The 26,239-nt window shown below is 66.4% G+C and carries 21 protein-coding genes; 14 read left to right on the forward strand and 7 right to left on the reverse strand.

The genetic code is table 11. The features are described from left to right. Positions 1-46 precede the first annotated feature (46 nt). From FHS96_RS11615 to FHS96_RS11665, 11 genes are all read left to right on the forward strand, one after another. A complete protein-coding gene (locus tag FHS96_RS11615; protein WP_429591093.1) occupies positions 47-1,861 on the forward strand; it encodes an ABCB family ABC transporter ATP-binding protein/permease in 1,815 nt (604 codons plus the stop codon). Positions 1,862-1,956: 95 nt separating this feature from the next. Then, positions 1,957-3,999, forward strand: a complete 2,043-nt coding sequence (locus tag FHS96_RS11620; RefSeq protein ID WP_429591096.1) for a putative bifunctional diguanylate cyclase/phosphodiesterase — start codon at positions 1,957-1,959, stop codon at positions 3,997-3,999. A 70-nt stretch (positions 4,000-4,069) separates the two neighbouring features. After that, complete coding sequence (gene recQ / locus FHS96_RS11625) at positions 4,070-5,836, forward strand: DNA helicase RecQ (RefSeq protein ID WP_429591099.1); 1,767 nt, start codon at positions 4,070-4,072, stop codon at positions 5,834-5,836. Between the two features lie 95 nt (positions 5,837-5,931). After that, positions 5,932-6,519 carry a lysozyme inhibitor LprI family protein gene (locus FHS96_RS11630; protein WP_429591102.1) on the forward strand — a complete coding sequence of 196 codons (588 nt, stop codon included), beginning with the start codon at positions 5,932-5,934 and terminating at the stop codon, positions 6,517-6,519. Positions 6,520-6,595: 76 nt separating this feature from the next. Next, positions 6,596-7,987 (forward strand): class II fumarate hydratase, encoded by a 1,392-nt coding sequence (gene fumC / locus FHS96_RS11635; protein WP_429591105.1) that lies wholly within the window; start codon positions 6,596-6,598, stop codon positions 7,985-7,987. Continuing rightward, positions 7,984-8,904: a 4-hydroxybenzoate octaprenyltransferase gene (gene ubiA / locus FHS96_RS11640; RefSeq protein WP_429591108.1), complete on the forward strand. Its 921-nt coding sequence runs from the start codon at positions 7,984-7,986 to the stop codon at positions 8,902-8,904. Before fumC ends, ubiA begins: the two co-directional genes overlap by 4 nt. Before the next feature lie 50 nt (positions 8,905-8,954). Then, the gene (rutB, locus tag FHS96_RS11645; protein ID WP_429591110.1) at positions 8,955-9,701 is read left to right on the forward strand and encodes a pyrimidine utilization protein B; all 747 of its coding nucleotides are present in this window, start codon (positions 8,955-8,957) and stop codon (positions 9,699-9,701) included. A 4-nt stretch (positions 9,702-9,705) separates the two neighbouring features. Next, entirely contained in the window at positions 9,706-10,086 is a 381-nt protein-coding gene (gene rutC, locus FHS96_RS11650; protein ID WP_429591113.1) for a pyrimidine utilization protein C, read from the forward strand. A 2-nt stretch (positions 10,087-10,088) separates the two neighbouring features. Further along, entirely contained in the window at positions 10,089-10,874 is a 786-nt protein-coding gene (gene rutD / locus FHS96_RS11655) for a pyrimidine utilization protein D (protein WP_429591116.1), read from the forward strand. Positions 10,875-10,889: 15 nt separating this feature from the next. Then, positions 10,890-11,960, forward strand: a complete 1,071-nt coding sequence (gene rutA / locus FHS96_RS11660) for a pyrimidine utilization protein A (protein WP_429591119.1) — start codon at positions 10,890-10,892, stop codon at positions 11,958-11,960. Positions 11,961-12,052: 92 nt separating this feature from the next. Then, on the forward strand, positions 12,053-13,231 hold the full coding sequence (locus FHS96_RS11665) for an acyl-CoA dehydrogenase (protein ID WP_429591122.1): 1,179 nt from the start codon (positions 12,053-12,055) through the stop codon (positions 13,229-13,231). A gap of 92 nt (positions 13,232-13,323) precedes the next feature. Here FHS96_RS11665 and FHS96_RS11670 read toward each other — a convergent pair whose 3' ends face one another. The 3 genes from FHS96_RS11670 to FHS96_RS11680 form a co-directional block, all read right to left on the reverse strand. After that, entirely contained in the window at positions 13,324-13,875 is a 552-nt protein-coding gene (locus tag FHS96_RS11670; protein ID WP_429591125.1) for a hypothetical protein, read from the reverse strand. 178 nt (positions 13,876-14,053) lie between these two features. Further along, entirely contained in the window at positions 14,054-14,242 is a 189-nt protein-coding gene (locus tag FHS96_RS11675; protein ID WP_429591128.1) for a hypothetical protein, read from the reverse strand. A 68-nt stretch (positions 14,243-14,310) separates the two neighbouring features. Next, positions 14,311-15,789, reverse strand: a complete 1,479-nt coding sequence (locus FHS96_RS11680; protein ID WP_429591131.1) for a glycosyl hydrolase family 28 protein — start codon at positions 15,787-15,789, stop codon at positions 14,311-14,313. 235 nt (positions 15,790-16,024) lie between these two features. Between FHS96_RS11680 and FHS96_RS11685 the strand changes: the two genes are divergently transcribed. Together FHS96_RS11685 and FHS96_RS11690 are read left to right on the forward strand one after the other, a co-directional pair. Further along, complete coding sequence (locus tag FHS96_RS11685) at positions 16,025-17,128, forward strand: sensor histidine kinase (RefSeq protein ID WP_429591133.1); 1,104 nt, start codon at positions 16,025-16,027, stop codon at positions 17,126-17,128. After that, positions 17,118-17,900, forward strand: coding sequence for a LytR/AlgR family response regulator transcription factor (locus FHS96_RS11690; RefSeq protein WP_429591136.1), 783 nt, complete (start codon positions 17,118-17,120; stop codon positions 17,898-17,900). Before FHS96_RS11685 ends, FHS96_RS11690 begins: the two co-directional genes overlap by 11 nt. A 92-nt stretch (positions 17,901-17,992) precedes the next feature. On the opposite strand, the gene FHS96_RS11695 is transcribed toward FHS96_RS11690, so the two are convergent. From FHS96_RS11695 to FHS96_RS11710, 4 genes are all read right to left on the reverse strand, one after another. Next, positions 17,993-18,340, reverse strand: coding sequence for a UrcA family protein (locus FHS96_RS11695; RefSeq protein ID WP_429591139.1), 348 nt, complete (start codon positions 18,338-18,340; stop codon positions 17,993-17,995). 419 nt (positions 18,341-18,759) lie between these two features. Further along, on the reverse strand, positions 18,760-19,125 hold the full coding sequence (locus tag FHS96_RS11700; protein ID WP_429591142.1) for a UrcA family protein: 366 nt from the start codon (positions 19,123-19,125) through the stop codon (positions 18,760-18,762). Between the two features lie 292 nt (positions 19,126-19,417). Beyond that, complete coding sequence (locus FHS96_RS11705) at positions 19,418-23,932, reverse strand: Calx-beta domain-containing protein (RefSeq protein WP_429591145.1); 4,515 nt, start codon at positions 23,930-23,932, stop codon at positions 19,418-19,420. A 96-nt stretch (positions 23,933-24,028) separates the two neighbouring features. Beyond that, on the reverse strand, positions 24,029-25,288 hold the full coding sequence (locus FHS96_RS11710; RefSeq protein WP_429591148.1) for a dicarboxylate/amino acid:cation symporter: 1,260 nt from the start codon (positions 25,286-25,288) through the stop codon (positions 24,029-24,031). Between the two features lie 46 nt (positions 25,289-25,334). Between FHS96_RS11710 and FHS96_RS11715 the strand changes: the two genes are divergently transcribed. Continuing rightward, positions 25,335-26,201: a class I SAM-dependent methyltransferase gene (locus FHS96_RS11715; protein WP_429591151.1), complete on the forward strand. Its 867-nt coding sequence runs from the start codon at positions 25,335-25,337 to the stop codon at positions 26,199-26,201. The last annotated feature ends 38 nt before the right edge of the window (positions 26,202-26,239 follow it).

Raw genomic sequence — 26,239 nt, forward strand, 5'->3', positions numbered from 1 at the left:
TTTCAACCATTGGCCCCCGCGTCCCGAGATCCTACATGGAGGCGCCATGCCCCCGGATCACGCGACCGACAGCCGACCCACGCCGCCCCTGCTGGCGTCGATCCGGCGCTTCCTGCCCTATCTCTGGCCACGCGACGATCGCGCGTTGCGGGTGCGCGTCGTCATCGCGATGGCGCTGATCATCGTCGCCAAGGCCTCCACCTTGCTGATGCCCTTCGCTTACAAGGCGGCGGTCGACCGGATGGCGCCCGGGCTCCAACCGGCGGTAGGGCTCGCGATGGCGCTGGTCATCGCCTATGCCGGTGCGCGGTTCGGCGGGGTGCTGTTCGACAACCTGCGTAACGCCGTGTTCGAGCGCGTCGGCCAGATGGCGACGATGCGGCTCGCCGAGCGCGTGTTCCGTCACCTCCACCAGCTCTCGTTGCGCTTTCACCTCGAGCGCCGCACCGGCGCGATCACCAAGGTGGTCGAGCGCGGCACCAAGAGCATCGACACGATGCTCTACTTCCTGCTGTTCAATATCGCGCCGACCGTGATCGAGCTGGTCGCCGTGGCCATCATCTTCCAGGTCAAGTTCGGCATAGGGTTGGTGCTGGCAACGCTGGCGATGGTCGGCCTCTACATCTGGTTCACACGCTTCGTTACGGACTGGCGCGCGAAGCTGCGCGAGGAGATGAACCGTCTCGATACCGGCGCGGTCGCACGCGCGGTCGACAGTCTGCTCAACTTCGAAACGGTCAAATATTTCAACGCCGAGGATCGCGAGGCGCGCCGCTATGGCCAGGCGGTGCGGCGCTATGCGGATGCCGCCGTCGGCAACGAGACCTCGCTCGCCTGGCTCAATATCGGCCAGTCCTTCATCACCAACCTGATGATGGCCGGCGCGATGGCCTATAGCGTGTGGGGCTGGTCGGTCGGCCGGTTCACGACGGGTGATGTCGTGCTGGTCAATACCCTGCTGTCGCAGCTTTTCCGCCCGCTCGATCTGCTCGGTATGGTCTATCGCACCGTGCGGCAGGGGCTGATCGACATGAATGACATGTTCGCGCTGGTCGATGCCCCCGCTGAGGTGGTCGACCGACCCGGCGCGCCGGCGCTGGCGGTGCCGCGCGGTCATGTCCGCTTCGAGAATGTCCGCTTCGGCTATGATCCCGGGCGCGAAATCCTGAAGGGCATCGACCTCGACGTGCCCGCGGGATCGACCGTCGCCGTCGTTGGTCCGTCCGGCGCGGGCAAGTCGACTCTCGCGCGGTTGATGTTCCGTTTCTACGACGTCACCGGCGGCCGCATCCTGATCGACGGGCAGGATATTGCCGAGGTCCGCCAGCAAACGCTGCGCGCGGCGCTTGGCATCGTTCCCCAGGATACGGTGCTGTTCAACGACACGATCGGCTACAATATCGGCTATGGCCGGGAGGGGGCGACGCCCGAGGCGGTCCGCGCCGCGGCGCAGGGGGCGGCGATCGACCGCTTCGTCGAATCGCTGCCGCTGGGATATGACACGCGCGTCGGCGAACGCGGGCTCAAACTTTCCGGCGGCGAAAAGCAGCGCGTCGCGATCGCCCGCACCTTGCTGAAGGATCCGCCGATCCTGATCCTCGACGAGGCGACGAGCGCGCTGGACAGCGGCACCGAGGCGGCGATCCAGGCGACACTGGCCACGATCGAGCATGGCCGCACCACGATCGTGATCGCACACCGACTGTCGACCGTGGTCGATGCCGATCGCATCGTCGTGCTCGATCATGGGCGGGTGGCCGAACAGGGCACCCATGCCGAACTGCTGCGTGCGGGTGGCGTCTATGCCGGCATGTGGCATTATCAGGCGGCGCAGGCAGAACTGGCCACCGTGGTTGCTTGACGTTGCGGTTAACTGCTTCATAATGATTTCAAGCACAAAGGTTGGGAACCTGTGCGTCGGCAAGTGCTCACGCCCAGCTTGGGACAAGGGCTCGCATGATCGACGTTGCGCTGTGTATCGCTATCGAACATGATCCGTGGCTGGTCGTACTGGCCGTTTTCGTGTGTGGTGCGGGTGCGTTCAGCATCGTCCAGCTTTTCGAGCGCGCGATCGGCACCTTCGGCCTGCAGCGACTCGGCTGGGCGTTCCTATCGGCGGTGGCCGGTGGCGCGACGATCTGGTGCACCCATTTCATCGCCATGCTGGCCTATCAGGCGAAGGCCCCGGTCACGCTGGATCCGGTGCTGACGATCGCATCTTTGATCATCGCCGTTGTCGGATCCTGCATCGGCTTCATGGTCGCGTCTGCGCGGAGCCGCGGCCCGCTGCCCGCGATCGGAGGTGCCATCTTCGGCCTGGCGATCTCGGCAATGCATTTCATCGGCATGGCCGCCTACCGCGTCGACGGCATCGTGACCTGGAATCCGGCCTGTGTGATCGCGGCGATCGGCTGTGCGACGATCTTCGGCGCCGCTGCGTTCGTCGCGCTCCAGTCCGATCGGTTCGGGCGGCTGCGGCTGGCGTCGGGCGTCATTCTGATCGTGCTCGCCATCGCCTTGCTCCACTTCGTTGCAATGACCGCGCTCCATATCGCGCCGGTCGCGATGAGCAGCGCCCCGCTGGAGGCCGAGCAGGTTCGCGCGTTGGCGATCGCCACCGCGCTGCTGGGGCTGGTCGTCATCGCCGCAGGCGTTTTCGCCGCGCTGATCGACCAGCAGACCCGCAACGATGCGCTCGCCGAAATGCGCCACATGGCGATGAGCGACGCGCTGACCGGCCTGCCCAACCGGGTGGCCTTCCACGCCGCCCTGGTGCGCCAGATCGGCATCGCCGCCGCGAACGGTCAGCGCGTCGGGCTTTGCGCGATCGATCTCGATCGCTTCAAGGAGATCAACGATCTCCATGGTCACAAGGCCGGTGACGATGTGCTGATGGTGGTCGCCGAACGGCTGCGCCATGCGACCCGCGCCGACGATGTGGTGGCACGGCTCGGTGGCGACGAGTTCGTCGCGATCGTTCGCTGCAACGATCGCAGCCAGATCGTCGCCTTCGCCGATCGTATCGATGCCACACTGCGCGCGCCGATGCGCTTCGGCCAGTTCGATGCGCGGCTGGGCGCCAGCATCGGCGTGGCCGTGTATCCGGACGACGGGCTGCAGGAAGATGTGCTGTCCAACAACGCCGATCTCGCAATGTATCGCGCGAAGTGCGAGGGCATCGGCGCGCCCTGCTATTATGACGGCATGCTCGACGAGGCGATCCGCGAGCGGCGCGAACTGGCAAATGATCTCCGCAAGGCGATCGACGAGAACCAGCTCGAGGTTCATTATCAGGTGCAGGCGTCGGTCGCCGATCGCGCAATAACCGGCTATGAGGCGCTGCTGCGCTGGATGCATCCGCAGCGCGGCATGATCCCGCCGTCCACCTTCATTCCGGTGGCCGAGGAAAACGGCCTCATTCTGTCGCTTGGCGAATGGGTGCTGCAGCGCGCCTGTTCGGACGCGATGGAGTGGGATCATCCCAGCAAGGTCGCCGTCAATGTGTCGGCGCTGCAGCTCGCCCATGCCGAACTGCCGCAGATCTTTCAGCGTATCCTTGCCGATACCGGGTTGCCGGCCGAACGGCTCGAGATCGAACTGACCGAAAGTGCGATCATGGCGGATCGCGATCGCGCATTGAAGGTGCTGGGGCAGATCAAGGCACTGGGCGTCGGCGTCGCGCTCGACGATTTCGGCACCGGCTATTCGTCGCTGGAAACGCTGCGCGCCTTTCCGTTCGACAAGATCAAGCTCGATCGCTTCTTCACCTCCGAACTTGCCGTCAGTCCGCAGGCGACCGCGATCGTCCGCGCGGTGCTGGCGCTGGGCCGCAGCCTTGCCATCCCGGTGCTCGCCGAGGGCATCGAGACGCGCGAGCAGCTTGAGGTGCTGGTGCGCGAAGGCTGTGACGAGGTGCAGGGCTTCCTGTTCGGTCGACCGCGGCCGATGCCGGTCGCCGGACTGGAGATCGAGAGCGGCACGCTGAGCGACGCTGCCTGATCCGTCGCACGGCCGTGATCCGTCGCACGGCGAGGTGGAAGATGGCGGCGGCGCCTCTATAAAGCCGCCGATGATCGATCCTACCGCGCTGTTGCGCGACACTTTCGGCTTCCCCGGCTTCCGCGGCGTGCAGCGCCAGGTGGTCGACCGCGTGCTGGCCGGCGACCGGACGCTGGCGGTGATGCCGACCGGCGCCGGCAAGTCGCTGACCTATCAGCTTCCCGCGGTCGCGCTGCCCGGCACCTGCGTCGTCGTCTCCCCGCTTATCGCGCTGATGCACGACCAGCTTCGCGCCGCGAAGGCGGTGGGCATCCGTGCCGCGACGCTCACCTCGGTCGACGCCGATCGCAACGAGACAATCGCCCGCTACCGCGCCGGCGAACTCGATCTGCTCTATGTCGCGCCCGAGCGGGCTTCCAATGACGGCTTCCGGCAATTGCTGGCAAGCGCGCCGCTGGCGCTGTTCGCGATCGACGAGGCGCATTGCGTGTCCGAATGGGGGCATGATTTCCGCCCCGATTACCGCTTGTTGCGCCCGCTGCTCGACGCCTTTCCGGATGTGCCGCGGCTGGCGCTGACCGCCACCGCCGACGAACATACCCGCGCCGACATCCTCGACCAGCTCGGCATTCCCGACGAGGGGCTGATCGTCGCCGGCTTCGACCGGCCCAATATCCGCTACATGATCGCGCCGCGTGAGAGCACGACGCGGCAGGTAGCCGATTTCATCGCCGAACAGACCGGGCCAGGCATCGTCTATGCGCAGACCCGCGCCGGCGTCGAGCGGCTGGCGGAGGCGCTGGCTGGCAAAGGTCGGCCGGTGCTGCCCTATCATGCCGGGCTCGATCCCGCGGTGCGGCGCGACAATCAGGCGAAGTTCGTTGCTTCCGAGGATATGGTGATCGTCGCGACGATCGCGTTCGGTATGGGCATCGACAAGCCCGACGTGCGCTTCGTCGTCCATGCCGGCCTGCCCAAATCGATCGAGGCCTATTATCAGGAGACCGGCCGCGCCGGGCGTGACGGCGATCCGGCGGTGGCGCAGCTCTTCTGGGGCGCCGACGATTTCGCCCGCGCCCGCCAGCGCATGGGTGAGGTGGAGCCGCACCGCCAGCCGGGCGAACGCGCGCGGCTGACCGCGCTCGGCGCATTGGTAGAGACCGCGACCTGCCGCCGCGCGATTCTGCTGCGTCACTTCGGCGAGACCCCGCCGCAAAGCTGCGGCAATTGCGACAATTGCCTGAGCCCGCCCGCAGCGATCGACGCGACCGAGGTGGCGCGGAAGTTCCTCTCGGCGGTCTATCGTACCGGCCAGAGCTTCGGCGTCGGCCATATCGAGGCGGTGCTGACCGGCAACGCCAATGAGAAGGTGCGCCAGCGCGGCCATGATCAGCTTTCGGTGTTCAACATCGTCACCGATGAGGAGGCGCCGCTGGTGAAGCCGGTCTCGCGCGCGTTGCTGCTGCGCGATGCGTTGCGGACCAGCGAGCATGGCGGGCTGGAATTCGGCCCCGAGGCGCGCGGCATCTTGAAGGGCGAGGTGCCGTTGGCGCTGGTGCTGCCGCCCCGCCGCGAGCGCCGCCGCCAGCGCGGCGGCGGGGCCGCGCCCAATCCCGTCGGCGATCCGCTGTTTGACGCGCTGCGTGCGGCGCGTCGCGAACTGGCGATGGACGCCGGCGTGCCGCCCTATGTGATCTTCCACGATTCGACCTTGCGCGAGATGGCGCAGTTCAAGCCCACCTCGCACGCGGCGCTAGGCCAGATCAGCGGGGTGGGCTCGCGCAAGCTGGATGATTATGGCGATGCCTTCCTCAACGTGATCCGGGCGTATGTGTGAGAGCGGCGCCGCTTGCGTGACACTGCTTGTCGTGTCGGGCGCTCGCCCGTGCTGTCCACGCGCGTTAGGCTGGCATTCCCCAAGGAGATTTCAAAATGCGTGCTGCCATTCTCTTTGCCCCTCTGCTGATGCTCGCCGCCTGTTCGGGCGGCAGCAGCGAGCCGCTTGACAATCAGGCGGCGGATGCGGGCAGCGGTGTTGCCGAGGTCTATGGCAACGACGGCTCGCCGCTACCCAATGGCGGTGCCGGTGCGGATGCGGGCAGCGTCGCCTCCTCGATCAACGAAACCGAACCCAATGTCGCGGCCGAACCGGCTCCGGCGGCGGGCGGCCCCGAGCTGACGCAGGCGCAGATAGAGGAGCAATATTCGCCCGCCTACGACACGTGCCTCAAGACCGGCGATGCCGCCAAGGGCGTCACCCCGGCCATGGCGCAGTGCATCGCCGACGAGATCAAGGTGCAGGACGAGCGGCTCAACGCCGCCTACCGCTCGGCGATGGACAAGCGTGACGAGGCTGGCAAGACCGCGCTGCGCGACGAGGAACGCGCGTGGATCAAGGCGCGCGACGCCAAATGCGATGCGCTCGCGCAGGGCGGCTCGATCGACCGAATCGAGATTCCGAGCTGCGTGCTGAATGAGACGATCCGGCGCCGCGTGAAGCTGCAGCCGATGGCGGGATAACTAACCCTCTACCCTCGACTTGCCCCCGGCCATGCGGGTAACGGTGCCGCTCCCTCCAGCCAAACGGAGAGCGCACATGACCGATACCCGCACCGAAACCGACAGCTTTGGCCCCATCGAGGTGCCCGCGAGCGCCTATTGGGGTGCCCAGACGCAGCGGTCGATCGGCAATTTCCCGTTTGGCGCGCAGGAACGGATGCCGATCGGCATCGTCCATGGCCTGGCGATCGTGAAGCAGGCAGCGGCGCGCGTGAACCGCAGGCATGGGCTCGACGCGAAGCTGGCCGACGCGATCGAGCAGGCGGCGGCCGAAGTGGTCGCGGGCAAGCATGACGATCAGTTCCCGCTGGTGATCTGGCAGACCGGCAGCGGCACCCAGAGCAATATGAACGCCAATGAGGTGATCGCCGGCCGCGCCAACGAGATCCTCACCGGCACACGCGGCGGGAAGTCCCCCGTTCACCCCAATGATCATGTCAACAAGGGCCAGTCCTCCAACGACAGCTTCCCGACCGCGCTGCACATCGCGGCGGCACGTGCGGCGACCGCCGACCTGATGCCTGCGATCGAGCGGCTGCGCGGCGCGCTTGAGACCAAGGCTGCCGCCTGGGCGGATATCGTTAAGATCGGCCGAACCCATCTGCAGGATGCGACGCCGCTGACATTGGGCCAGGAATTCGGAGGTTACGCCAACCAGCTTTATCGCAACGCCAACCGCATCGGACCCGCGGTGAGCCACGGTATGGGGCAACTCGCGCAGGGCGGCACCGCGGTCGGCACGGGATTGAATGCGCCGGCGGGGTTCGGCGAGGAGATCGCGAAGGAAATCGCCGACATCACTGGCCTTCCCTTCTTCACCGCTGAGAACAAGTTCGAGGCGCTGGCCTCGCATGACCCGCTCGTCCACCTGTCGGGCACATTGTCGACATTGGCGGTGTCGCTCACCAAGATCGCCAACGACATCCGCCTTCTCGGCTCGGGCCCGCGCTCCGGCATCGGCGAGCTGATCCTGCCGGAGAATGAGCCGGGCAGCTCGATCATGCCGGGCAAGGTCAACCCCACCCAGTGCGAGATGCTGACGATGGTCGCCGCGCAGGTGATCGGCAACCATCAGGCGGTTACCGTCGGCGGCCTTCAGGGGCATCTCGAACTCAATGTGTTCAAGCCGCTGATCGGCGCCGCGGTGCTGCGCTCGATCGACTTGCTGGCGACCGGCATGGTCAGCTTCGCGGAGCGTTGCGTGGATGGCATGGAGGCGGACGAGCGCCGCATCGGCGATCTTGTCGCCCGCTCGCTGATGCTGGTCACCGCGCTCGCGCCCGAGATCGGCTATGACAATGCCGCCAAGATCGCCAAGCACGCCCACCATCATGGCCAGACCCTCAAGGAAGCGGGGCTCGAACTCGGCCTGGTCGACGAGGCGACCTTCGACCGTGTCGTTCGGCCCGAGACCATGGTCGGCCGGTGAACGCGCCCGACATCGTTCCGGACAGCGAGCATCGCGGCTTCACCGCCGCGCTGCCTGACGCGCTGAGGCCCTATTGGCTGCTCGCACGGCTGGATCGGCCGATCGGCTGGCAATTGCTGTTCTGGCCGGGCGCCTGGGGTGTCGCGCTGGCGGGCGGGCTGCCGGAACGATGGTCGGTCGTGCTGCTGATCCTGATCGGTGCGATCGCGATGCGCGGCGCGGGCTGCGTCTACAACGATATCGTCGATCGCGATCTCGACCGGCAGGTGGCGCGCACCCGCGCCCGCCCGCTCGCCAGCGGCGCGGTGTCGCTGAAGGCGGCGTGGATCTGGCTGTTCATGCTCTGCACGGTGGGGTTGCTCGTGCTGGTGGGCCTGAACAGCCTGACGGTGACGATCGTCTCCTTCGCGAGCATCGCGCCGGTCGCCGCCTATCCCTTCATGAAGCGGATCACCTGGTGGCCGCAGCTCTGGCTCGGCATCGTCTTTTCCTGGGCGCTGCCGGTCGGCTGGGTGGCGGTGACCGGCTGGCCAGAAAGCCCGCTGCCGATGCTGCTGCTGTATTTCGGCTCGCTGCTTTGGGTGATCGGTTACGACACGATCTACGCACTGCAGGACCGGGAGGATGATGCGCTGGTCGGCATCCGATCCTCCGCGCGGCGGTTGGGCAGCCATGTCCGCGGCGGGGTGGGGGGCTTCTATCTCGGCGCGGTCGTGTTGTGGGCGGCTGCGATCTGGACCGTACGTCCGCAGCCGCTGGCGCTTGCCGCGCTGCTGCCGGTGGCGCTGCACCTCGCATGGCAGATCGCGACCTTGCGTGAGGCGGATGGCGATGACGCGCTCGCCAAGTTCCGCTCGAACCGGTTCGCGGGGCTGCTGATGTTCCTTGGCTGCCTGACGGTGGGGGCGGCGGGTTAGCCGCCAATAATCCTGTTGCGGCGCGGTGTTGCTTGTCCCACACTCCGCGCATGAGCCAATCCGATCTGGCCGTTCCGGGATCGACCGCCGCCGACGCGGTGATGCTGCCCGCCCGTCCCGACCCCATCCGCCTGTCGCCCGGCGACACCGCGGTGGTGGTGATCGACATGCAGAATGCCTATGCCTCGCCGGGCGGCTATGTCGATCTCGCCGGGTTCGACATCTCGGGCGCGGCGTCCACGATCGGCAAGATCGCGATCGTGCTCGATGCCGCCCGCGCTGCCGGCATGCCGGTGATCTTCCTGCAAAATGGCTGGGACGCAGACTATGTCGAAGCGGGCGGCCCGCATTCCCCCAACTGGTACAAGTCCAACGCGCTGAAGACGATGCGCCAGCAGCCAGACCTGCGCGGCAAGCTGCTCGCGCGCGGCGGCTGGGATTATGAGCTGGTCGATGCGCTGGCGCCCAAGCCCGGCGACATCCGCCTGCACAAGACGCGCTACAGCGCCTTCTTCAACTCGCAGCTCGACAGCACGCTGCGCGCGCGCGGCATCCGCAACATCGTGTTCGTCGGCATCGCCACCAATGTCTGTGTCGAATCGACGCTGCGCGACGGCTTCCACCTCGAATATTTCGGGGTGATGCTGGAGGATGCGACGCATCATCTGGGGCCGGAAGCGATGCAGGCGGCCGCGGTCTACAACATCGAGAAATTTTTCGGCTGGGTCTCCACCGTCGCCGATTTCTGCGGCGTGATCGGGCAGGGCCAACCGCCGGAGACCCGCCAGCAAGGATAGGTGGATGCCCTTCGAGCCGATCAACCCGCCGCAATTCCCGACGCCGATCGCGCCCTATTCGGCGGGCGCGAAGGCGGGCAACACCGTCTATGTCTCGGGCGTGCTGGCGCTGGGCGAAGGCGGGGTGGTGCTGCATGTCGGCGATGCGGCGGCGCAGACCCGGCATGTGCTGGAGGTGATCAAGACCACGCTCGAGGCCGCCGGCGCGACGATGGCGGACGTGGCGATGAACCACATCTTCCTCAAGGATCTCGATGATTATGCCGCGTTCAACGCGGTCTATGCCGAATATTTTCCGGGCGCCAAGCCGGCGCGCTATTGCATCAAGTGCGATCTGGTGAAGCCGGACTGCCTCGTCGAGATCGCCAGCGTGGCGCACCTCTGAGCGTGATCATCGACGGGATTCATGTCGAGACATATGGCGCGGAGGATGCGCCGGTTGTGCTGCTCTCGCCCGGCCTCGGCGGCTCGGGCGCCTATTGGACGCCGCAGGTGGCGACGCTGGCGGAGCGCCACCGCGTCATCCTCTACGATCATCGCGGCACTGGCCGCAGCGACCGGCATCTTCCCGACGCCTCGGTGGCGGCGATGGGCGAGGATATGGCGCGCATCCTTGACGGCCTCGGCATCGCCTCCGCCGCGATCGTCGGCCATGCCGCGGGCGGCATCGCCGGCCTGGCGCTGGCGCTGAAGACGCCAGGGCGCGTCGAGAGGCTGGTGCTGGTCAATGGCTGGGCGCGCGCCGAGCGCCATTTCCTGCGCTGCTTCGAAACGCGGCTGGCGCTGCTCCACGGCAGCGGTGTCGAGGCCTATGTCCGCGCGCAGCCTTTGTTTCTCTATCCCGCCGCGTGGATCGCCGAGCATTTCGATGCGCTGGAGGAAGAGGCCGCGCACATCATCGCCGGCTTCCCTGGCATTGACACCGTCGAGCGGCGCATCGCCGGGCTCGCGGCGTTCGACGTCGCTGACCGGCTGGGCCAATGTACGGTGCCGGTGCTGGCGCTGGCCAGCGAGGACGACATGCTGGTGCCCTGGCGCGCCTCCCGCGCGCTGGCGGATGGCCTGCCCAATGGCGAATTCGCGCTGATGCCGCGCGGCGGCCATGCCTGCAACGTCACCGAACCCACCGCGTTCGCCACCTTCTTGCACCCGTTTCTCACCCCCGGCACCTGACGGAGATCCACGAACATGCAGGTCGGCGTCTTCGTCCCCATCAACAATAATGGCTGGCTGATTTCGGAGGCCGCGCCGCAGTACAAACCGAGCTTCGATCTCAACAAGGAGATCGCGCTGAAGGCGGAGCATTACGGCCTCGATTTCCTGCTCTCGATGATCAAGCTGCGCGGCTTCGGCGGCAAGACCGAGTTCTGGGAATACGGGCTTGAGAGCTTCACTCTCATGGCCGGGCTTGCGGCGGTGACCGAGCGGATCAAGATCTTCGCGACCTGCCCAACGCTCGTCATCCCGCCCGCCTTCGCGGCGCGGATGTGCAACACGATCGATTCGATCAGCCATGGCCGCTTCGGGCTCAACCTGATCACCGGCTGGCAGCCGCCCGAATATACCCAGATGGGGATCTGGCCCGGCGACGAGCATTTCCGCAACCGCTACAAGATGCTCGACGAATATGCCCGCATCCTGCGCGAGCTGTGGGAGACCGGCGTCTCGGACTTCAAGGGCAGCTACTACCAGATGGAGGATTGCCGGGTGCGGCCGACGCCCACCGGCGACATGAAGATCATCTGCGCGGGCTCGTCCGACGAGGGGCTCGCTTTCTCCGCGACGTGGGCGGATTATGCCTTCTGCCTCGGCAAGGGCGTCAACACGCCGACCGCCTTCGCCTTCAACAATGAAAGGCTGGCCGCGGCGACCGCGAAGACCGGCCGCGCCGTCTCCGTCTTCGTGCTGATCATGGTGATCGCCGCCGAGACCGACGAGGAGGCGATGGCGCGCTGGAAGGCCTATAATGACGGCGTCGATCTCGACGCGATCGCCTGGCTTGCCGAGCAGGGCGCGAAGGACACCCACAACAAGGACACCAACGTCCGCCAGCTCGCCGCGCCGGAAGGCGCTGTGAACATCAATATGGGCACGCTGGTCGGCAGCTATGCCAGCGTCGCACGGATGCTGGACGAGATGGCGGCGGTGCCCAACACTGGCGGCGTGCTGCTGACCTTCGACGATTTCGTGCAGGGGGTCGAGGACTTCGGCGAGCGCATCCAGCCGCTGATGAAGAGCCGGACCGGCGTCACCGTCTGAGCGCTGCTTGGCGCGCGCAGCAAAACCTGCGATTTGGGGACATCCGGGCCGGATCCATGCCGGCCGCACACAGAGATGAATGCCGGGAGAATATGGCGCAGTTCACCCCCTTCGACTGGCAGGATCCGTTCCTGCTCGACGCGCAGCTGACCGACGAGGAACGTCAGGTCCGCGACACCGCCGAGGCCTATGCGCAGGACAGGCTGCTGCCGCGCGTGCTGAGCGCGACGCGCGAGGAGCGGTTCGACCGCGAGATCATGACCGAACTGGGCGAACTCGGCCTGCTCGGCGCGACGATCGACGGCTATGGCTGCGCCGGCGTCAGTCACGTCGCCTATGGGCTGGTGGCGCGCGCGGTGGAGCGCGTCGATTCGGGCTACCGCTCGGCGATGAGCGTGCAATCCAGCCTCGTGATGCATCCGATCCACGCCTATGGCAGCGAGGAACAGCGCGAAAAATATCTGCCGCGTCTCGCCACCGGCGAACTGGTCGGCTGCTTCGGGCTGACCGAGCCCGATGCCGGATCCGATCCGGGCAGCATGAAGACGCGGGCGCGCTCGGTGGAGGATGGTTTCCGGCTGAGTGGCACCAAGATGTGGATCACCAATTCGCCGATCGCGGATGTCGCGGTGGTGTGGGCGAAGGATGATGAGGGCGTGATTCGCGGCTTCATCCTCGAACGCGGGATGGAGGGTTTCTCCACGCCCAAGATCGAGGGCAAGATGAGCCTGCGCGCGTCGATCACCGGTGAGATCGTGATGGACGACGTGTTCGTCCCCGCCGAAAACCTTTTGCCCAACGCCCGCGGTCTCAGCGGCCCGTTCGGCTGCCTCAACAAGGCGCGCTACGGCATCGCCTGGGGTTCGATGGGCGCAGCGGAGGATTGCCTGGCGCGGGCGCGGCAATATCAGCTCGATCGTAAGCAGTTCGGCCGGCCGCTTGCCGCCAACCAGATCCCGCAGCTCAAGATGGCGAACATGCTGACCGAGATCGCGCTTGGCCTCGGCGCTGCGCTGGCGGTGGGTCGCAACATCGATGCCGGCACCTGGGCGCCCGAGATGATCTCGGTCATCAAGCGCAACAATTGCGGCAAGGCGCTGGAGATCGCTCGCATCGCCCGAGACATGCATGGCGGCAACGGTATCGCCGACGAGTTCCACGTCATCCGCCACCTGGTGAACCTGGAGACGGTGAACACCTATGAGGGCACGCACGATGTGCATGCGCTCATCCTCGGGCGCGCGATCACAGGGATGCAGGCGTTCAGTTGAGCGCTGCCGGGGCGGGGGACATGGGTAGAAATTCCCCGGCCCTTGCCGGGGAGCAGTCGGCTGGCGCCGGGCGTGGCGACGCCCGGGGGTGGTCAGTTGGGCAGCGCGTTCAGATCGACCTTGTCGACCCATTCCGGATAGAACACCGGCTCCCGGTTCGACCAGCCGGGTGCAGTCGCCGCCGCCTCGCTGATCGACTGGAGCAGCAGGCGCCGCTTCTCGGGATGGAGATGCGGCAGCGCGGCCGCCGCGCAGAAGGCGCCGGGCAGCCAGGGGCGCACCTGCGCGCCGATCAGCCGCTCGTAGAGAAAGCGGTAAGCGCCGAAACCGATGAGGCGATCCTGCCCCAGATCGAACGCGCTCACCGTCACCAGCGGGGCCATGAACGGCTCGATCGCATCGAGGCCGCTATCGTCGGGGACAAGGTGGCGGATATGGTCGAGCCGCGAATAGACCTTCGCCTGCGCCCGGATGCTGGCCGCCTCGACCACGTCACGCGACCAGATCTTCATCGCGTCCGACCGCTCAAGCCCGATGTCGAGCGAGCGCCGGATATAGCGCTGCGTCGCAGCGGGAAACGCCGCGAATTCCTTCATTTCCGCCAGCGTCATCGCGCCGTCTGCTGGTCTCCCACTCGTCGCCATAACCCGCTTACCTTTCGACCTTCTGCCCCTCCCGAACAGTTTGCGCCAATGCCATGAGCAAAAGCTTAACCGCTCGTTCGGCCCCTGGGTCGAAAGGCACCATGATTTTTGCTGCGATGCAACAAGTTTTGCGACGAACCGCGCTCAATGGCAGCTTTTCGTGCGAGATCAAGCATAATCAGCGGTTCTTGCGGTGTTTTTCCTCCTCCGCATCGAATCCCGAGGATTCCGCCGGCTCATGCGTGTCGCCGGGCCTGGTGATGGCGGGCGGATCCGATGCGTCCATGGAATCCTCGACGGCCTTGTCGAGCGCCTTGTCCAATGCCTTGTCGCCCGCCTTTTCGTCGTTCGTGGCGATCCCGGTCATCGCTGTTTCTCCTGCTGTTGTGATTGCAGGAAGAACAACCGGGCAGTGGGTGGGGTTCCGGCGCGCGCTCAGCGGATGGTGAGGCCGGAGACGAACGGCCCGACCATGAGATCCGCCTGCTCGGGAACGGTCATCGGCCTGCCGCCGATGCGCAGCCCGTCGATGGTCACATTTCGAACCGCGGTTTCGGCGGAAAGACCGCTGATGATCGAGGCGCTGGGCATCCCCTCGCCTGTGAAGCCGATGTTACGCAACGTCACGCCGTCGATGCCGCGCCCGGCCGCCTTGTTGTAGCGGGCGTTGTGGCCGGCAATGATATTGATCAGCTTGCCTTCCTCGATGCGATCGACGCGGATGTCGCTGAAGCGGATGTTGCGCACCAGCGTGCGGTCTCCGGAATAGATCGCGATGGCGCCTTCCCAGTCGGGATCGTCCTCATCGAGGTTGGCGATGTCGATATTCTCGAAGGTCACGTTGCGGATCGTGCGTGGCTGCTCCAGATCGCCGAAATGGCCGACATAGAGCGCGTGGGCGACGTCGTTCCAGATGCGCATGTTGCGCACATTGATGTCGAATGTGTCGCCCGGCGGATTGGGATCGGGAATGCCGGTGCGCGCGGCGCGCTGCCGGCAGAGCGGACAATCGGCAACGGCATAGACCACCACCGCATCGTCCGACACGCGCAGATAGCCGTCCTCCACCGTCACGTGGCGTGAGGTGGAGATGTTGATGCCGTCTGACCATTTGCCCGAGGTGAAGCCGGTGACGTCACGCACGCCGACGCTTTCCGAATTGCGGATGTTCATCACCCGCGCGGCATCCTTGCGATCGCTGTTGACGAGGATGAGGTTCGCGATCTCCACATCGCGCGCCTGTTCGAGATCGATCGCACGACCCGGATCCCACAGCAACCCGCGACCGCTGATCTTCACGTCGCGCACGCCCTCCAGTGCGAACGCGCCCTTCAGCACCGCACCGCCGGCCATGTGGATGCGGTCACCCGAGTGCACCGGAAAGGCGTCGCTTCCCTCGGGCGGAACATGCAGCCCCGGCCCGAAATAGCGCACATTGGCGCCCGCCGGGCGCGGCGCCGGTGGTGCGCCCGCGAGGATGTGAAGATTGTGCAGCCGGTCATCGTCGAACTGGAGCGAGAAGCGTTCGGGCCGCGTCAGCGTCATGCGGACGATCGGGCCGCTGCGCTGCGGGCGGACCGTGCTCGACCGGGGCGCGACCGACACCGTGTCGAAGCGGCCATTATTCTTCATGACCTCGATCTCCACCGTCCCGGCGAAATCGAAATAGACCATCGAGGCGTTCTGCTTGGTGTCGGTATCGACCTGTACCCGATACTCGTACAGATCCTGCCACGGTCCGCCGGGCGTACGCACGCGCACGGTGTAGTCGTCGTTGATCGCCGTATACATCAGCTCGGGAACGACCGGGTAGACGTGCAGCCTGTCTTGCGACTGCGCGGCGCAAGGGAGAGCTGCTGCGGCAAGCATGATGGCCGCCGCGGCGTGTGCCAGCCGCCTGAGGCGGTATGTCATCCCTTCATCCTCCCCTCACGGCATCATCGGACCGGTATCATCGGTAGCCGCGGCGCCTGCTGAATCGGAGCAACTGATATCGATAACAGATATGCCATGCAAGACGGTCTGATTGCAGGTGGTGCGCGGCGTTCCGTGGACCGTGCGGCGCTCCATTCGACCAACGTCATTGAACCTTCGACCTGCGCCATGGGCGGCAACGGATTTTCAGCATCGGTTACGGTAGAAACGACCCATGCTCGCACCTTCCGCCCGCGCGCGGCCGCCGGCTTTGAGCCGGGAAGTCGCGCTTTACTCGATACTCGGATTCTGGCTGTTCTACGTGATCATCGTCACCACGCGGGCGGCGGTGATGGATTTTCCGAGCCAGTCCGAAATGGCCGCGCGCCGCGCAGTGGTCACCGTCTTCGGCATCGTGGTCACCTGGGTGGTCTATCTGCTGCTCAAGCGCGTCGACCATCGACCGCTGGGCACGCGTATCGCGACCGCCTTCGTCGCGGCGCTGCCGGCCGCCTGCGCGATCGCGCTGTTCAACTATTATATCTTCAACATCTATGATCCGGTGACGCTGTTCGACGAAGCCGAGCATGCGATGAGCAGCGAGACCTCGATGCTGAAGGAGGTCGCCGAGCTTGCGATCTCACGCTATTTCTTCCTCATCGCCTGGGCGGCGATCTATCTGGCGATCTCCTACGCTGGTGAGGTCCGTGCCGCCGAACGCCGTGCCGCCGCCTTCCAGCAGGCGGCGCAGGCGGCGGAGCTCCGCTCGCTGCGCTACCAGGTCAACCCGCACTTCCTGTTCAACACGCTGAACTCGCTGTCGTCGCTGGTGATGACCGATCGCAAGGCGGATGCCGAAGCGATGATCATGAACCTCTCGACCTTCTACCGCACCTCGCTGTCCGGCGATCCGCTGGACGATGTGCCGCTGGAGGAGGAGGTGCGGCTGCAGCGCCTCTATCTCGACATCGAACGGGTGCGTTTCCCCGATCGGCTGCGCGTGGAGATCGACATTCCCGAAAGCCTGCAGCGCGCCTGCGTGCCGGGGTTGATCCTCCAGCCGCTGGTCGAGAACGCACTGAAATATGGCGTGTCGCGAGCCCGCACTGCGGTGACGATCGCGATCACTGCGCGCGAGGACAAGGATCGGATGGTGCTGTCGGTGATCGATGACGGCCCGGGCGGCGCCGGTGGGCATGGCGCGGGCATCGGCCTTGCCAATGTTCGCGACCGGCTGGCGACCCGCTTCGGCGATCGCGCCTCGCTCGATGCGGAAGCCCGCCCCGAAGGCGGCTTTGCCGCGGTTCTCAAGCTGCCGGTGGTGAAGAATGGCTGCTGAAAACATGCTGACCACATTGATCGTCGATGATGAGCCGCTGGCGATCGAACGCCTGCAATTGCTGTGCGCCGCGGAGAAATCGCTGTCGCTGGTGGGCACCGCGAGCGATGGTGCCGCCGCACTGCGCCTCGCCGCGGCGCTCAAGCCCGATCTGATCCTGCTCGATATCGCCATGCCCGAGGTCGACGGCATCACCGTCGCCCGCCGCGTGGGCGAGGCCGCGCTATCCGCCGGGGCGCCTGCGCCGGCGATCATCTTCGTCACCGCCTTTGATGGTTTTGCAGTGGAGGCTTTCGATTTGGCAGCCGTCGATTATCTGCTGAAGCCGGTCGCGCCGGACCGGCTGTCGCGCGCGGTTGCGCGCGTTACCGAGCGCCGCAGCAACGGACTCGCCGAGGCGCAGCGCCCGGTGACGCCGCTCCGCCCTGCTGAGCTATCGGATTATGCCCAGGAATTCTGGGTGCCGCACCGGTCGGAACTGGTTCGCATCGCCGCCGGAGACATCCAGCGCATCGATGCCGAGCGGGATTATATGCGGTTGTCGCTGGGCGACCGCAGCTTCCTGCTCCACCAGACGATCACCGCGCTTGAGGCGCGGCTCGATCCGGCGATGTTCGTGCGCCTGCATCGCTCCACGATCGTGCGCCGCAACCGCATCCAGCGGCTGCGGCATGACGGGCTGGGCGTCTGGTATGCGGTGCTGGTCGATGGCGAGGAGGTGCGGATCGGCCGCACCTATCTGGCGAACGCCAAGAAGATCGCCGGCCGCTGAAACAAAGAACCCCGGTCCGAAGGGATGGACCGGGGTTCTTCGATCATCACGGCATGCGGGGCCGCGGCCCGCGCCTGCGCGCATCGGCGCGGTCAGCGCGCGGATTCGACATCCATGGTCGACAGCATCGCCTGACGCTGGCCCGAACGGGCATTCATCACAAGACGCTCGACGCTACTGGTCGTGCGGGCGATGCTTTCCTTGCGGCAGCGGTCGACGCGCTTCGCTTCGAACAGGTCGCGATGGGCATAGCCGCCGCAGACCTGCACGCTCGCACGACGAATGCGGCTGTTGAGCTGGGCGACGCCGGCCTCGGTCGAAAGATCGAGATCGCCGGTGTGAACCGCCCGGGTGCGGGGGGCCTGGGCGAAAGCGGGCGCAGTGGCGCCGGTGGCGAACAGGGCTGCGACAAGCGCGAGTGACGTGAAACGGGCGATCATCTTCAATCTCCTCAACCTGGTGGGCCGGCCGAAGGGGGATGGCCGGTGCGGGCGGGGCCAGAAGCCTCGGGACTTCCTTCCGGCCCCGCCGCGCAAACCCTGATTAGGCGAGGTCGCCGGGCCGATCAGTTCAGCTTCGATCAGGCTGTCTGGCGGATCGGCAAAGCGACGGGCGGTCTACGGGGATAGACGAACGGCCGGAGTGCGATCGTTTCGGCAGCGTCATTGCCGCAATGCGCATCGACAAACGACATGACGCGATTCGGATGCTGTCCGTCGATCCGCCATCGCCGGCCGGCCAAACGCAAAAACGCCCCCGGTTCCTCAACGGAACCGGGGGCGCGGGGACGTCGCCGGGCGGGGCCAACCGGGTCGGCGACCATGGGGCGCACACGAACACCCCATGTCTTGAGATTGGTTCAGCGGGCGATCACCCGCAGGCTTTCGCGTACCGCGAGGCGCTGGTCCTTGCCGGCGCGCACGGCCACGACGATCTCGTCGGCGTGGCGGCGCGCGGTGGTCACGGCGTCGCGGTGGCAGCTTTGGACCTTTGCCGACTGCGAAAGGCTCATCCGGCCAAGGCGCCCGCAGACGTTGGTCGCGGCAGCCCGAATGCGGCTTTGCAGTCGCTTGACGTCATCATCGCGGCGCAGATCAAGATCAGCCAGTTGGACCTGGCTGGTACGCGGCTCGAAAGCGGTTTCGACCGGAGCAGCGAAGGCGGGGGTGGCAACGAGGCTCGCTGCGATTGCCGCAAAAGAGGCGCGGCGGATGGACGTGAACATCTTGATCCTCCTTGAACGCGGCGCCGCGGCGCCTGATGGGGGCGCTCTACGCTGGCGGCTGCAGGGCTTCATCCGCGCTTCGACGGAGGCGCCGCCTCGTTCGGCAAGCGCGGGGACAAGCGACGAACCGTCCAACCGCGTCGACCGGCGACATGATCGAATGCCGATACGGTCTCTTGTGAAACGATATTACAGAAAAAAGGCGGGGTGCGATCCCGTTCCGGAATCGCACCCCGCTCGATTATGCCATTACCGGTTCGACGCCGAGGCGTCGAACCGGGTTGTCACCGCATCAAAGCACGAAGTCCGCGGTGATCAGGCTGCCGCCGTCCGCGACCGAAACGAGGATCGCGAAGTCGGCGATGCCGTCACCGTTCACATCGCCGCGCACCTCCTGGAAACCGCCGATCGTGCTGGAGACCAGCTCGCCCGCAGTTCCGGTGAAAGCGGAAACCAAGGTGAAGGCGCCACCGGCCGCGCCGGAGTCGATCGCGCTGAGATCGATCAGGTCGCCTTCGGCCCGATTGAAATCGCGGATCACGTCACGCAGCGCCGGCGTGCTGTCGGAGGTGGCCTCGAAAACGAAGCGGTCGGCGCCGGTGCCGCCCAGGAAGGTGTCGCGGCCGGCCCCGCCGACGAGGATGTCGTCGCCGGCTTCGCCGAGCAGCACATCGTCGCCTTCGCCACCGGTCAGACGGTCATTGCCGTCGCCGCCGCGCAGCGTGTCGGCCCCGGTGCCGCCATCGACCACGTCATCGCCGCCGCCGCCATAAACGATGTCCGCGCCGGCACCGCCGGTGATCGTGTCATTGCCTTCCTCGCCCAGCAGCTTGTCGGCACCATCGCCGCCGTCGAGAATATCGGCGCCATCGCCGCCGCGCAGTGTGTCGTCGCCGGCCTCACCGACAAGACGATCGTCACCGGCATAGCCATAGACGGTGTCATTGCCGGCGCCGCCGAGGATCGTGTTGACGCCATTGTCGCCAAGCAGCGTGTCGTCGAACGCCGAACCGATGAGGTTTTCAATCGCGGTATAGCGATCGCCGAGCGCTTCGCCGAGCAGGCCACGGCCGGCAAGGAGCGAGGCCCGAACCGCTTCGCTCGCCGCGGCATAGCTGGCGGTGTCGATGCCGTCGCCGCCGACGAGCTGGTCGGCACCCAGGCCGCCGAGCAGCAGATCGTCGCCCGCGCCGCCTTCGAGCCGGTCGTCGCCACCGAGGCCGAAGATCGTGTCGTTGTAGATCGTGCCGGTCAGCGTCTCGCCGGCGGCGGTGCCGGTGATCGTCTCCCCGATCGCGTCGGGGATGTTGAGCAGCGCGACCTGCGGGTCATGGTCGGTCGGGCGGTTCGGCCCGGCGGGCTGCTCGGCATTGATGTGGACCGAGTCATATTGCGCGCCGCCCAGCAGGCCGCCGGACACGAGGATATGGTCGATCTGCTGCGAATTGCCTTCGAAGACGTAGGAGTAGCGCTCTTCTTCCGGCAGCAGCGTGTTGAGGTCGGTCATCACGCCGCCCGCGGTCAGCGTGCCGATCGCGGCCTCGTAGGTGAAGCCGTTGAAGTCACCGAACACCGCATAGTTGGCATTCGGATCGGTCAGCAGTCCGGCATCGATATAGTCGCGCACCGCCTGCGCCTGCGCGGTGCGCGAGGCATCGCCCGCGTCCGCCGGCGGCTGGGTCGCGCCCCACAGCGTATCGCTGCCGAGACGTGACGTGGAGTGCATGTTGATCGCGGTGATCGTCTCGCCGTTGAACTGGAAGTTCACGACCAGCGGCTTGCGGCTGCCGTCATAGGCAGGATCGGTCAGGATCGCCGCCTCGCCGAGCACGCTGACGCGATCGGCGTTGTAGAGGAAGCCGTTGCGGATGTTGCCGCCCGGCTCGCCGCCGGTCGAACCCGCGCTGCTCGGCGTCACCTCGATATAGACATAGTTGGGGCCGCCGATCTCGGCGATGGCGTCGATCAGGCCCTGCGCTGTGACATAGCCGGACAGGTCCGAACCGCTGCCGGCACCGTCGCCGTCCTGGATTTCCTGCACCGCGATGATGTCCGGCGCCCGCAGGTTGAAGACGATGTCGTCCGCCAGAAGGTCGAACTTGCCGTCGCCCGGATCGAGATTTTCGAGGTTGTAGGTCGCGACCGACAGATTGTCCGAATCGCCGACGAGGTCGGTGGTTTCGGCCTCCAGCGGGGCGGCATCGACTTCCAGCGTCACCGCCTGGGTGACGAGCACTTCATAGCTCTGGAAGTTGTAATTCACGACGCCGGTGACCGAGCTGAGCTGGTCGCCCTGCGTGTAGTTCGGATTGTAGCCCGCGAAGATCGTGCTGTCGTCGTCGATCTGGATGCGCTCGGGGTTGTAGTCGCCCTCCGAGATGGTGATGCCGCCGCGATCGTTGACGCCGGTCGCGCCCGACCCGCCCGAGGCGACGACCTGCGTCTCGCCGAAGCCGTTGGTGCCCGATGTGACCAGCGGATTGTCGATGGTGACGAGCATGCCTTCCAGCGACTCGTAGAAGTCGATGCCGTCATTCTCGGGATCGAAGACGGTGAAGCCGTCATCGTCGATGATCTCGCTCGGGGGCAGGATGCCGCCGGGCACGTCGCCGATCAGCACCGCCTGCGGCAGCGCGTGGATCACCGGCACCGAAGACCCGTCGACGTCGATCACGACGCCGCTCTGGTTGATCTGGGTGACAGTGAGGCCGCCGGCGCCCGGCAGGAACCCGTTGACCGTGCCCGTCACCGTCGCCTGATAGCCGACCGCGACGGTCGGCGCCGTGCCGGTGAAGACGAAGATGCCATCCGAGGTGCGGGCATTGCCGTCACCGGTCGCGTCCTGGAGGTAATAGCCGTTGCTCGCCACCGCGGTGACGATGCCGGTGGTGATCACGACCTGGCCGGCATAGGCCGATGCGTGGCTCTCGCCCTGCACCTCCATGATCGTGCGCGCGACGGGATCGTCGTTGATGATCGTGCCGGTCGCGGTGCCGTCGGCGATGCTGATATTGCCGACCGGGTTGGAGAGCGAAATGGTCAGCGTCTCATTGCCCTCACCCGCCGTGTCGCCGGCAACCGGGATGGTGACGGTGGCGACGTTGGAGCCTTCCGCGAAGGTGACGGTGCCGGTCAGCACCGCGCCGGCGCCGAGATCGTCGGCATCGGCGGTGCCATAGTCGACGGTGAAGTCGACGCTGGCCTCGCTGCCGAGGCCGCCCGCGCGGCGAACCTCGAAAACGAGGTTGACGGTGCCGGCATCGCCTTCGGTGACGCTGGCGTCACGCACGGTGATGAGCCCGGGCTGGTCCGCACCGATGAAGTCCTGCCCGCCATTGATCTGGCCGGGGGTGCCTGCCGAAGGGGCGGCCCAGACGAAATCGTCGGCAACCGCGCCCGAACCGGTCAGTTGCAAGGTCAGGCCGGCGGGATCGCTGCCGTTCTGGACGACGCCGACATCGACGCTGGTCAGCCCTTCGGCCGGCCCGTTGACCGCGGTCAGCACGCCTTCATAGGACAGGAACTGGACGACCTGGCCCGAAGCGTTGACCAGTGCGAAACCGTCCGGCGACCCGTTCTGCAGGCCGGGGGCATTGAAGGCGATGGCGCCATAGCCATCGTCCTGATCGGGAACGATGCCGCTCAGCGCGATCGGCGAGCCATAGGTGCTGCTGTTGCCGCCATTGTAGAGGACGATCGTCCAACCGGTGAGGTCGGTGCCCGCCGGCGCCGCGACTTCGATGAACTCGTTCGCGTCGGTGCCGTCATTGTCATAGTGGAATTCGTTGATGAACACCGCGCCGGGAACGATCGGCGCGAAATCGTCATTCTCGATCGTGCCGGTCGCGATGCCGTCGCTGATCGTCGCGCCGCCGGTGGCGTTGCCGAGCGTGATGGTGAACGTCTCGTCGGGCTCGATGTCCGCGTCGCCGGCCACTTCCAAGGTGATCGTCCGCGTCGTTTCGCCATCGGCGAAGTCGATCGTGCCGGTCAGCACCGGCGAGACGAAGTCGGCGGCATCGGTGGTGCCGAGATCGATCGTGTAGTCGGCCGAAACCGCGCCGGTGCTGCCGCCCGCGCGGGTGATGGTGAAGGTGATCGCGGTGGTGCCGGTGTCGCCCTCGACGACGCTCTGGTCGGCGATGGAGAGCATGCCGGGGTTGCCGCCGGCGCCGGCCGCATCGCTGGTGACGAGGATGTCGTCGATGCCGACCCACTCGTCATTGCCGACGGCGTTGGTGGTGATCACCCGGATCTCGAGCGTGGCGGCGTTGTTGGCGTCTGCCGGCAAGGTCACATTGACCGCGGTGACCAGCGTCGCGGCATTGGCCGTGGTCGCGTCCGCGATGTATCCGTCCGGCAGGTTGGTCCAGGCGCTGGTGCCGCTGATGCGATACTGCACCGCGATCTGCTGGATGGCGTTGTCGCTCGATGAATCGAGGTCGCGCGCGTTGAAGCTGAACTGGATGTTCTCGCGGCCGGTCGCGTCGAGATGGATCACGATATAGGGCGCGTCGGCTGTGCCGGAGCCTTGCAGCGCGATCGTGGGGTTGTCGATCGCAAACTCGGCGACCCCGCCGGTGGCGAAGTTGGTGTTGGTCTGGTTGGTGTTTACGTCGACGACGAGGCCAGTGTCATTGGCGGTCAGCGTGCGGGGATCGGTGCCGGTAGCGCCGGTCAGTTCGTCGCCGCGATAGCCCATGATGCTCGGCACCAGCGACCAGTCGTCATTGGCATCGAGCAGCGACCCATTGGACCAATCCTGCGAAAAATTGCCCGTCGACAGGTCGAAATACGCAGTGCTCATACACACGTCCCCTTATGTCCGCGGCGCCCGGCATGGCACACGCGACGTCCCAAAATCGACCCCGCTTAAGGGTGGCTTGCGACAGATGCATGACGCTCAGGGGAGCGCCACACCATCCTCTCCATTTGCCCCCTGCGCCTCTCCGGATAGTCGCGCGACCACCGTGGTCGCGGCGACGTCCATCGTCACATTGCCAACCGTGCGCACCAGATCGGGCAGCATTTCCACGGCGATCAGCAGCGCAAGCGGTGCGATCGGCACGCCCATCGCCGCCGCGATCGGCACGATCGAGGTGAGGAAGCTCACCTGGCCTGGCAGGCTGACGGCACCCATGGTGGTGATTGCGGCCACGACCACGCCGGTGGCCAGCGCGGTGACGCTCAGTTCGTGCCCGAACCAGTGCGCGACATAGATGGCGACGGCGATGTTCATCACCGGCCCCGTCGCGCGGAACAGTGCCACGGCGAGCGGCAGGGTTACGGCAGAGGTGGTTTCGCTGACGCCGACCCGTTCCGCCGATTTCAGCATCTGCGGCAGGGTGGCGAGCGAGGATTGAGTGCTGAGCGCCACCGCTTGCGCCGGCAGCACGGCCCGCGCGAAGCGGGCCAACCGCACCCGCCCGCCGTAGCGGGCGATCGGATAGGCCGTCAGCGAGACGACAAGGCCGACGCCACCGACGATGACGATGTAATGAAGCAGCGCACCAATCGCGGCGCTGCCGGCACGAATGCCGACCGCGAAGGCCAGCGCGAATACGCCCACAGGCGCCAGCAGCAGCACCCAGCCGACCATCACCAACATCGCTTCCGAAACCGCATCGAAGAAGCCGATGATGCGCTCCCTTCGGTCCGCAGGCAGCATCGTGCTGGCGATCGCGAACAATGTGGTGAACAGGATCAGCGGCAGGAAATTGTCTTCCGCTGCCGCCGCGATCGGGTTGGTCGGCACGATCGACCGGAGGAATTGCGAGAGCGGCGGCGGCGGCGCAACATCCACCGTGGTCCCGCCCAGCGCCGTCTTGAGCGCAGCCGCGGATTCGGCGGGCATGGGCCACAGGTCGAGCGCCAGTGGCGTGAGGATCGCGCCCAGCGCGGACGACGTCCAAAGCAGGGCGAGGAACAAGGCGACCGCCTTCAGCGCCATCCCGCCGCCCCGCGCGCTCTCGGCAGTGCGGCCGATGCCGGTGACGAGCAGCGCGACGACCAGCGGGATGATCGTCATTCTCAGCGCATCGAGCCACACCCCGCCCACCGGATCGGCGACATCGAGCGCCGCCTCCCACCCCAGCCGGGCGCCGACGATGCCGAGGATGACGCCGGCGAGAAGTGCGATGAGGATGCGGGTCGGTTGGGACATCCTGCCAGTCATATCGCGCCGCAGCACGGCGCGATAGCGGCTTGCGATGGCGCGGCGGCTCCCGCATCCTTCCGTCGTGATCCTGCCCAACACGCCCCAGCATGCCGGGCATGTCGCCGGCCATTATGACGAGCTGGATCGCGTCTATCGCGAATGCTGGGGCGAGCATGTCCATCACGGGCTGTGGACCAGCGGACGCGAGACGCCGGAACAGGCGGTGGAGGCATTGATCGACATGGTGGCGGACCGGCTCGCCATCGCGCCGGGCATGGCCTGCGCGGATATCGGCTGCGGTTATGGCGGCACCGCGCGGCGGATCGCGCTGACGCGCGGCGCGACCGTGCAGGGCTTCACCCTCTCCGCCGAGCAGGCGCGCTATGCCGCCCATCACGCGCTGCCGGCCGTATCGGTGACGGTACGCGACTGGCTGGCCAACGACTTGCCCGACGCCATGTTCGACCGCGCCTGGTCGATCGAGAGCAGCGAGCATATGGTCGACAAGCTGCGTTTCTTCAACGAGGCACATCGCGTGCTTCGGCCCGGCGGCCGCTTCGCTGTCTGCGCATGGCTGGCGGAGACCGGCGCCTCGCCGCGCAAGGTACGGCATTTGCTCGAGCCGATCTGCCGCGAGGGCCGGCTGCCGTCGATGGGCACGCGCGAGGAGTATGAGGCGATGGCACGGGCGGCGGGCTTCGTCGCGCTCGGCTATGAGGATATCAGCCGCCGCGTTGCGAAGACCTGGACGATCTCGGGTCGGCGCTTCCTCGGCAAGCTCGTGACCGATCGCTGGTATCGCCGGCTGCTGCGCGACGCCGAGAACCGTGTCTTCGCGCTCAGCGTGCCGCGGCTCATCCTCGCCTACCGCACCGGCGCGATGCGCTACGGCGTCTTTCTGTGGGAAAAGCCGCGCTGACCGGCAGTTTACCAAAGCGCCCGCGCTCCCTATGTGCG

It is taken from the genome of Sphingomonas zeicaulis, assembly GCF_050433225.1.
GTDB lineage: Bacteria > Pseudomonadota > Alphaproteobacteria > Sphingomonadales > Sphingomonadaceae > Sphingomonas_D > Sphingomonas_D zeicaulis.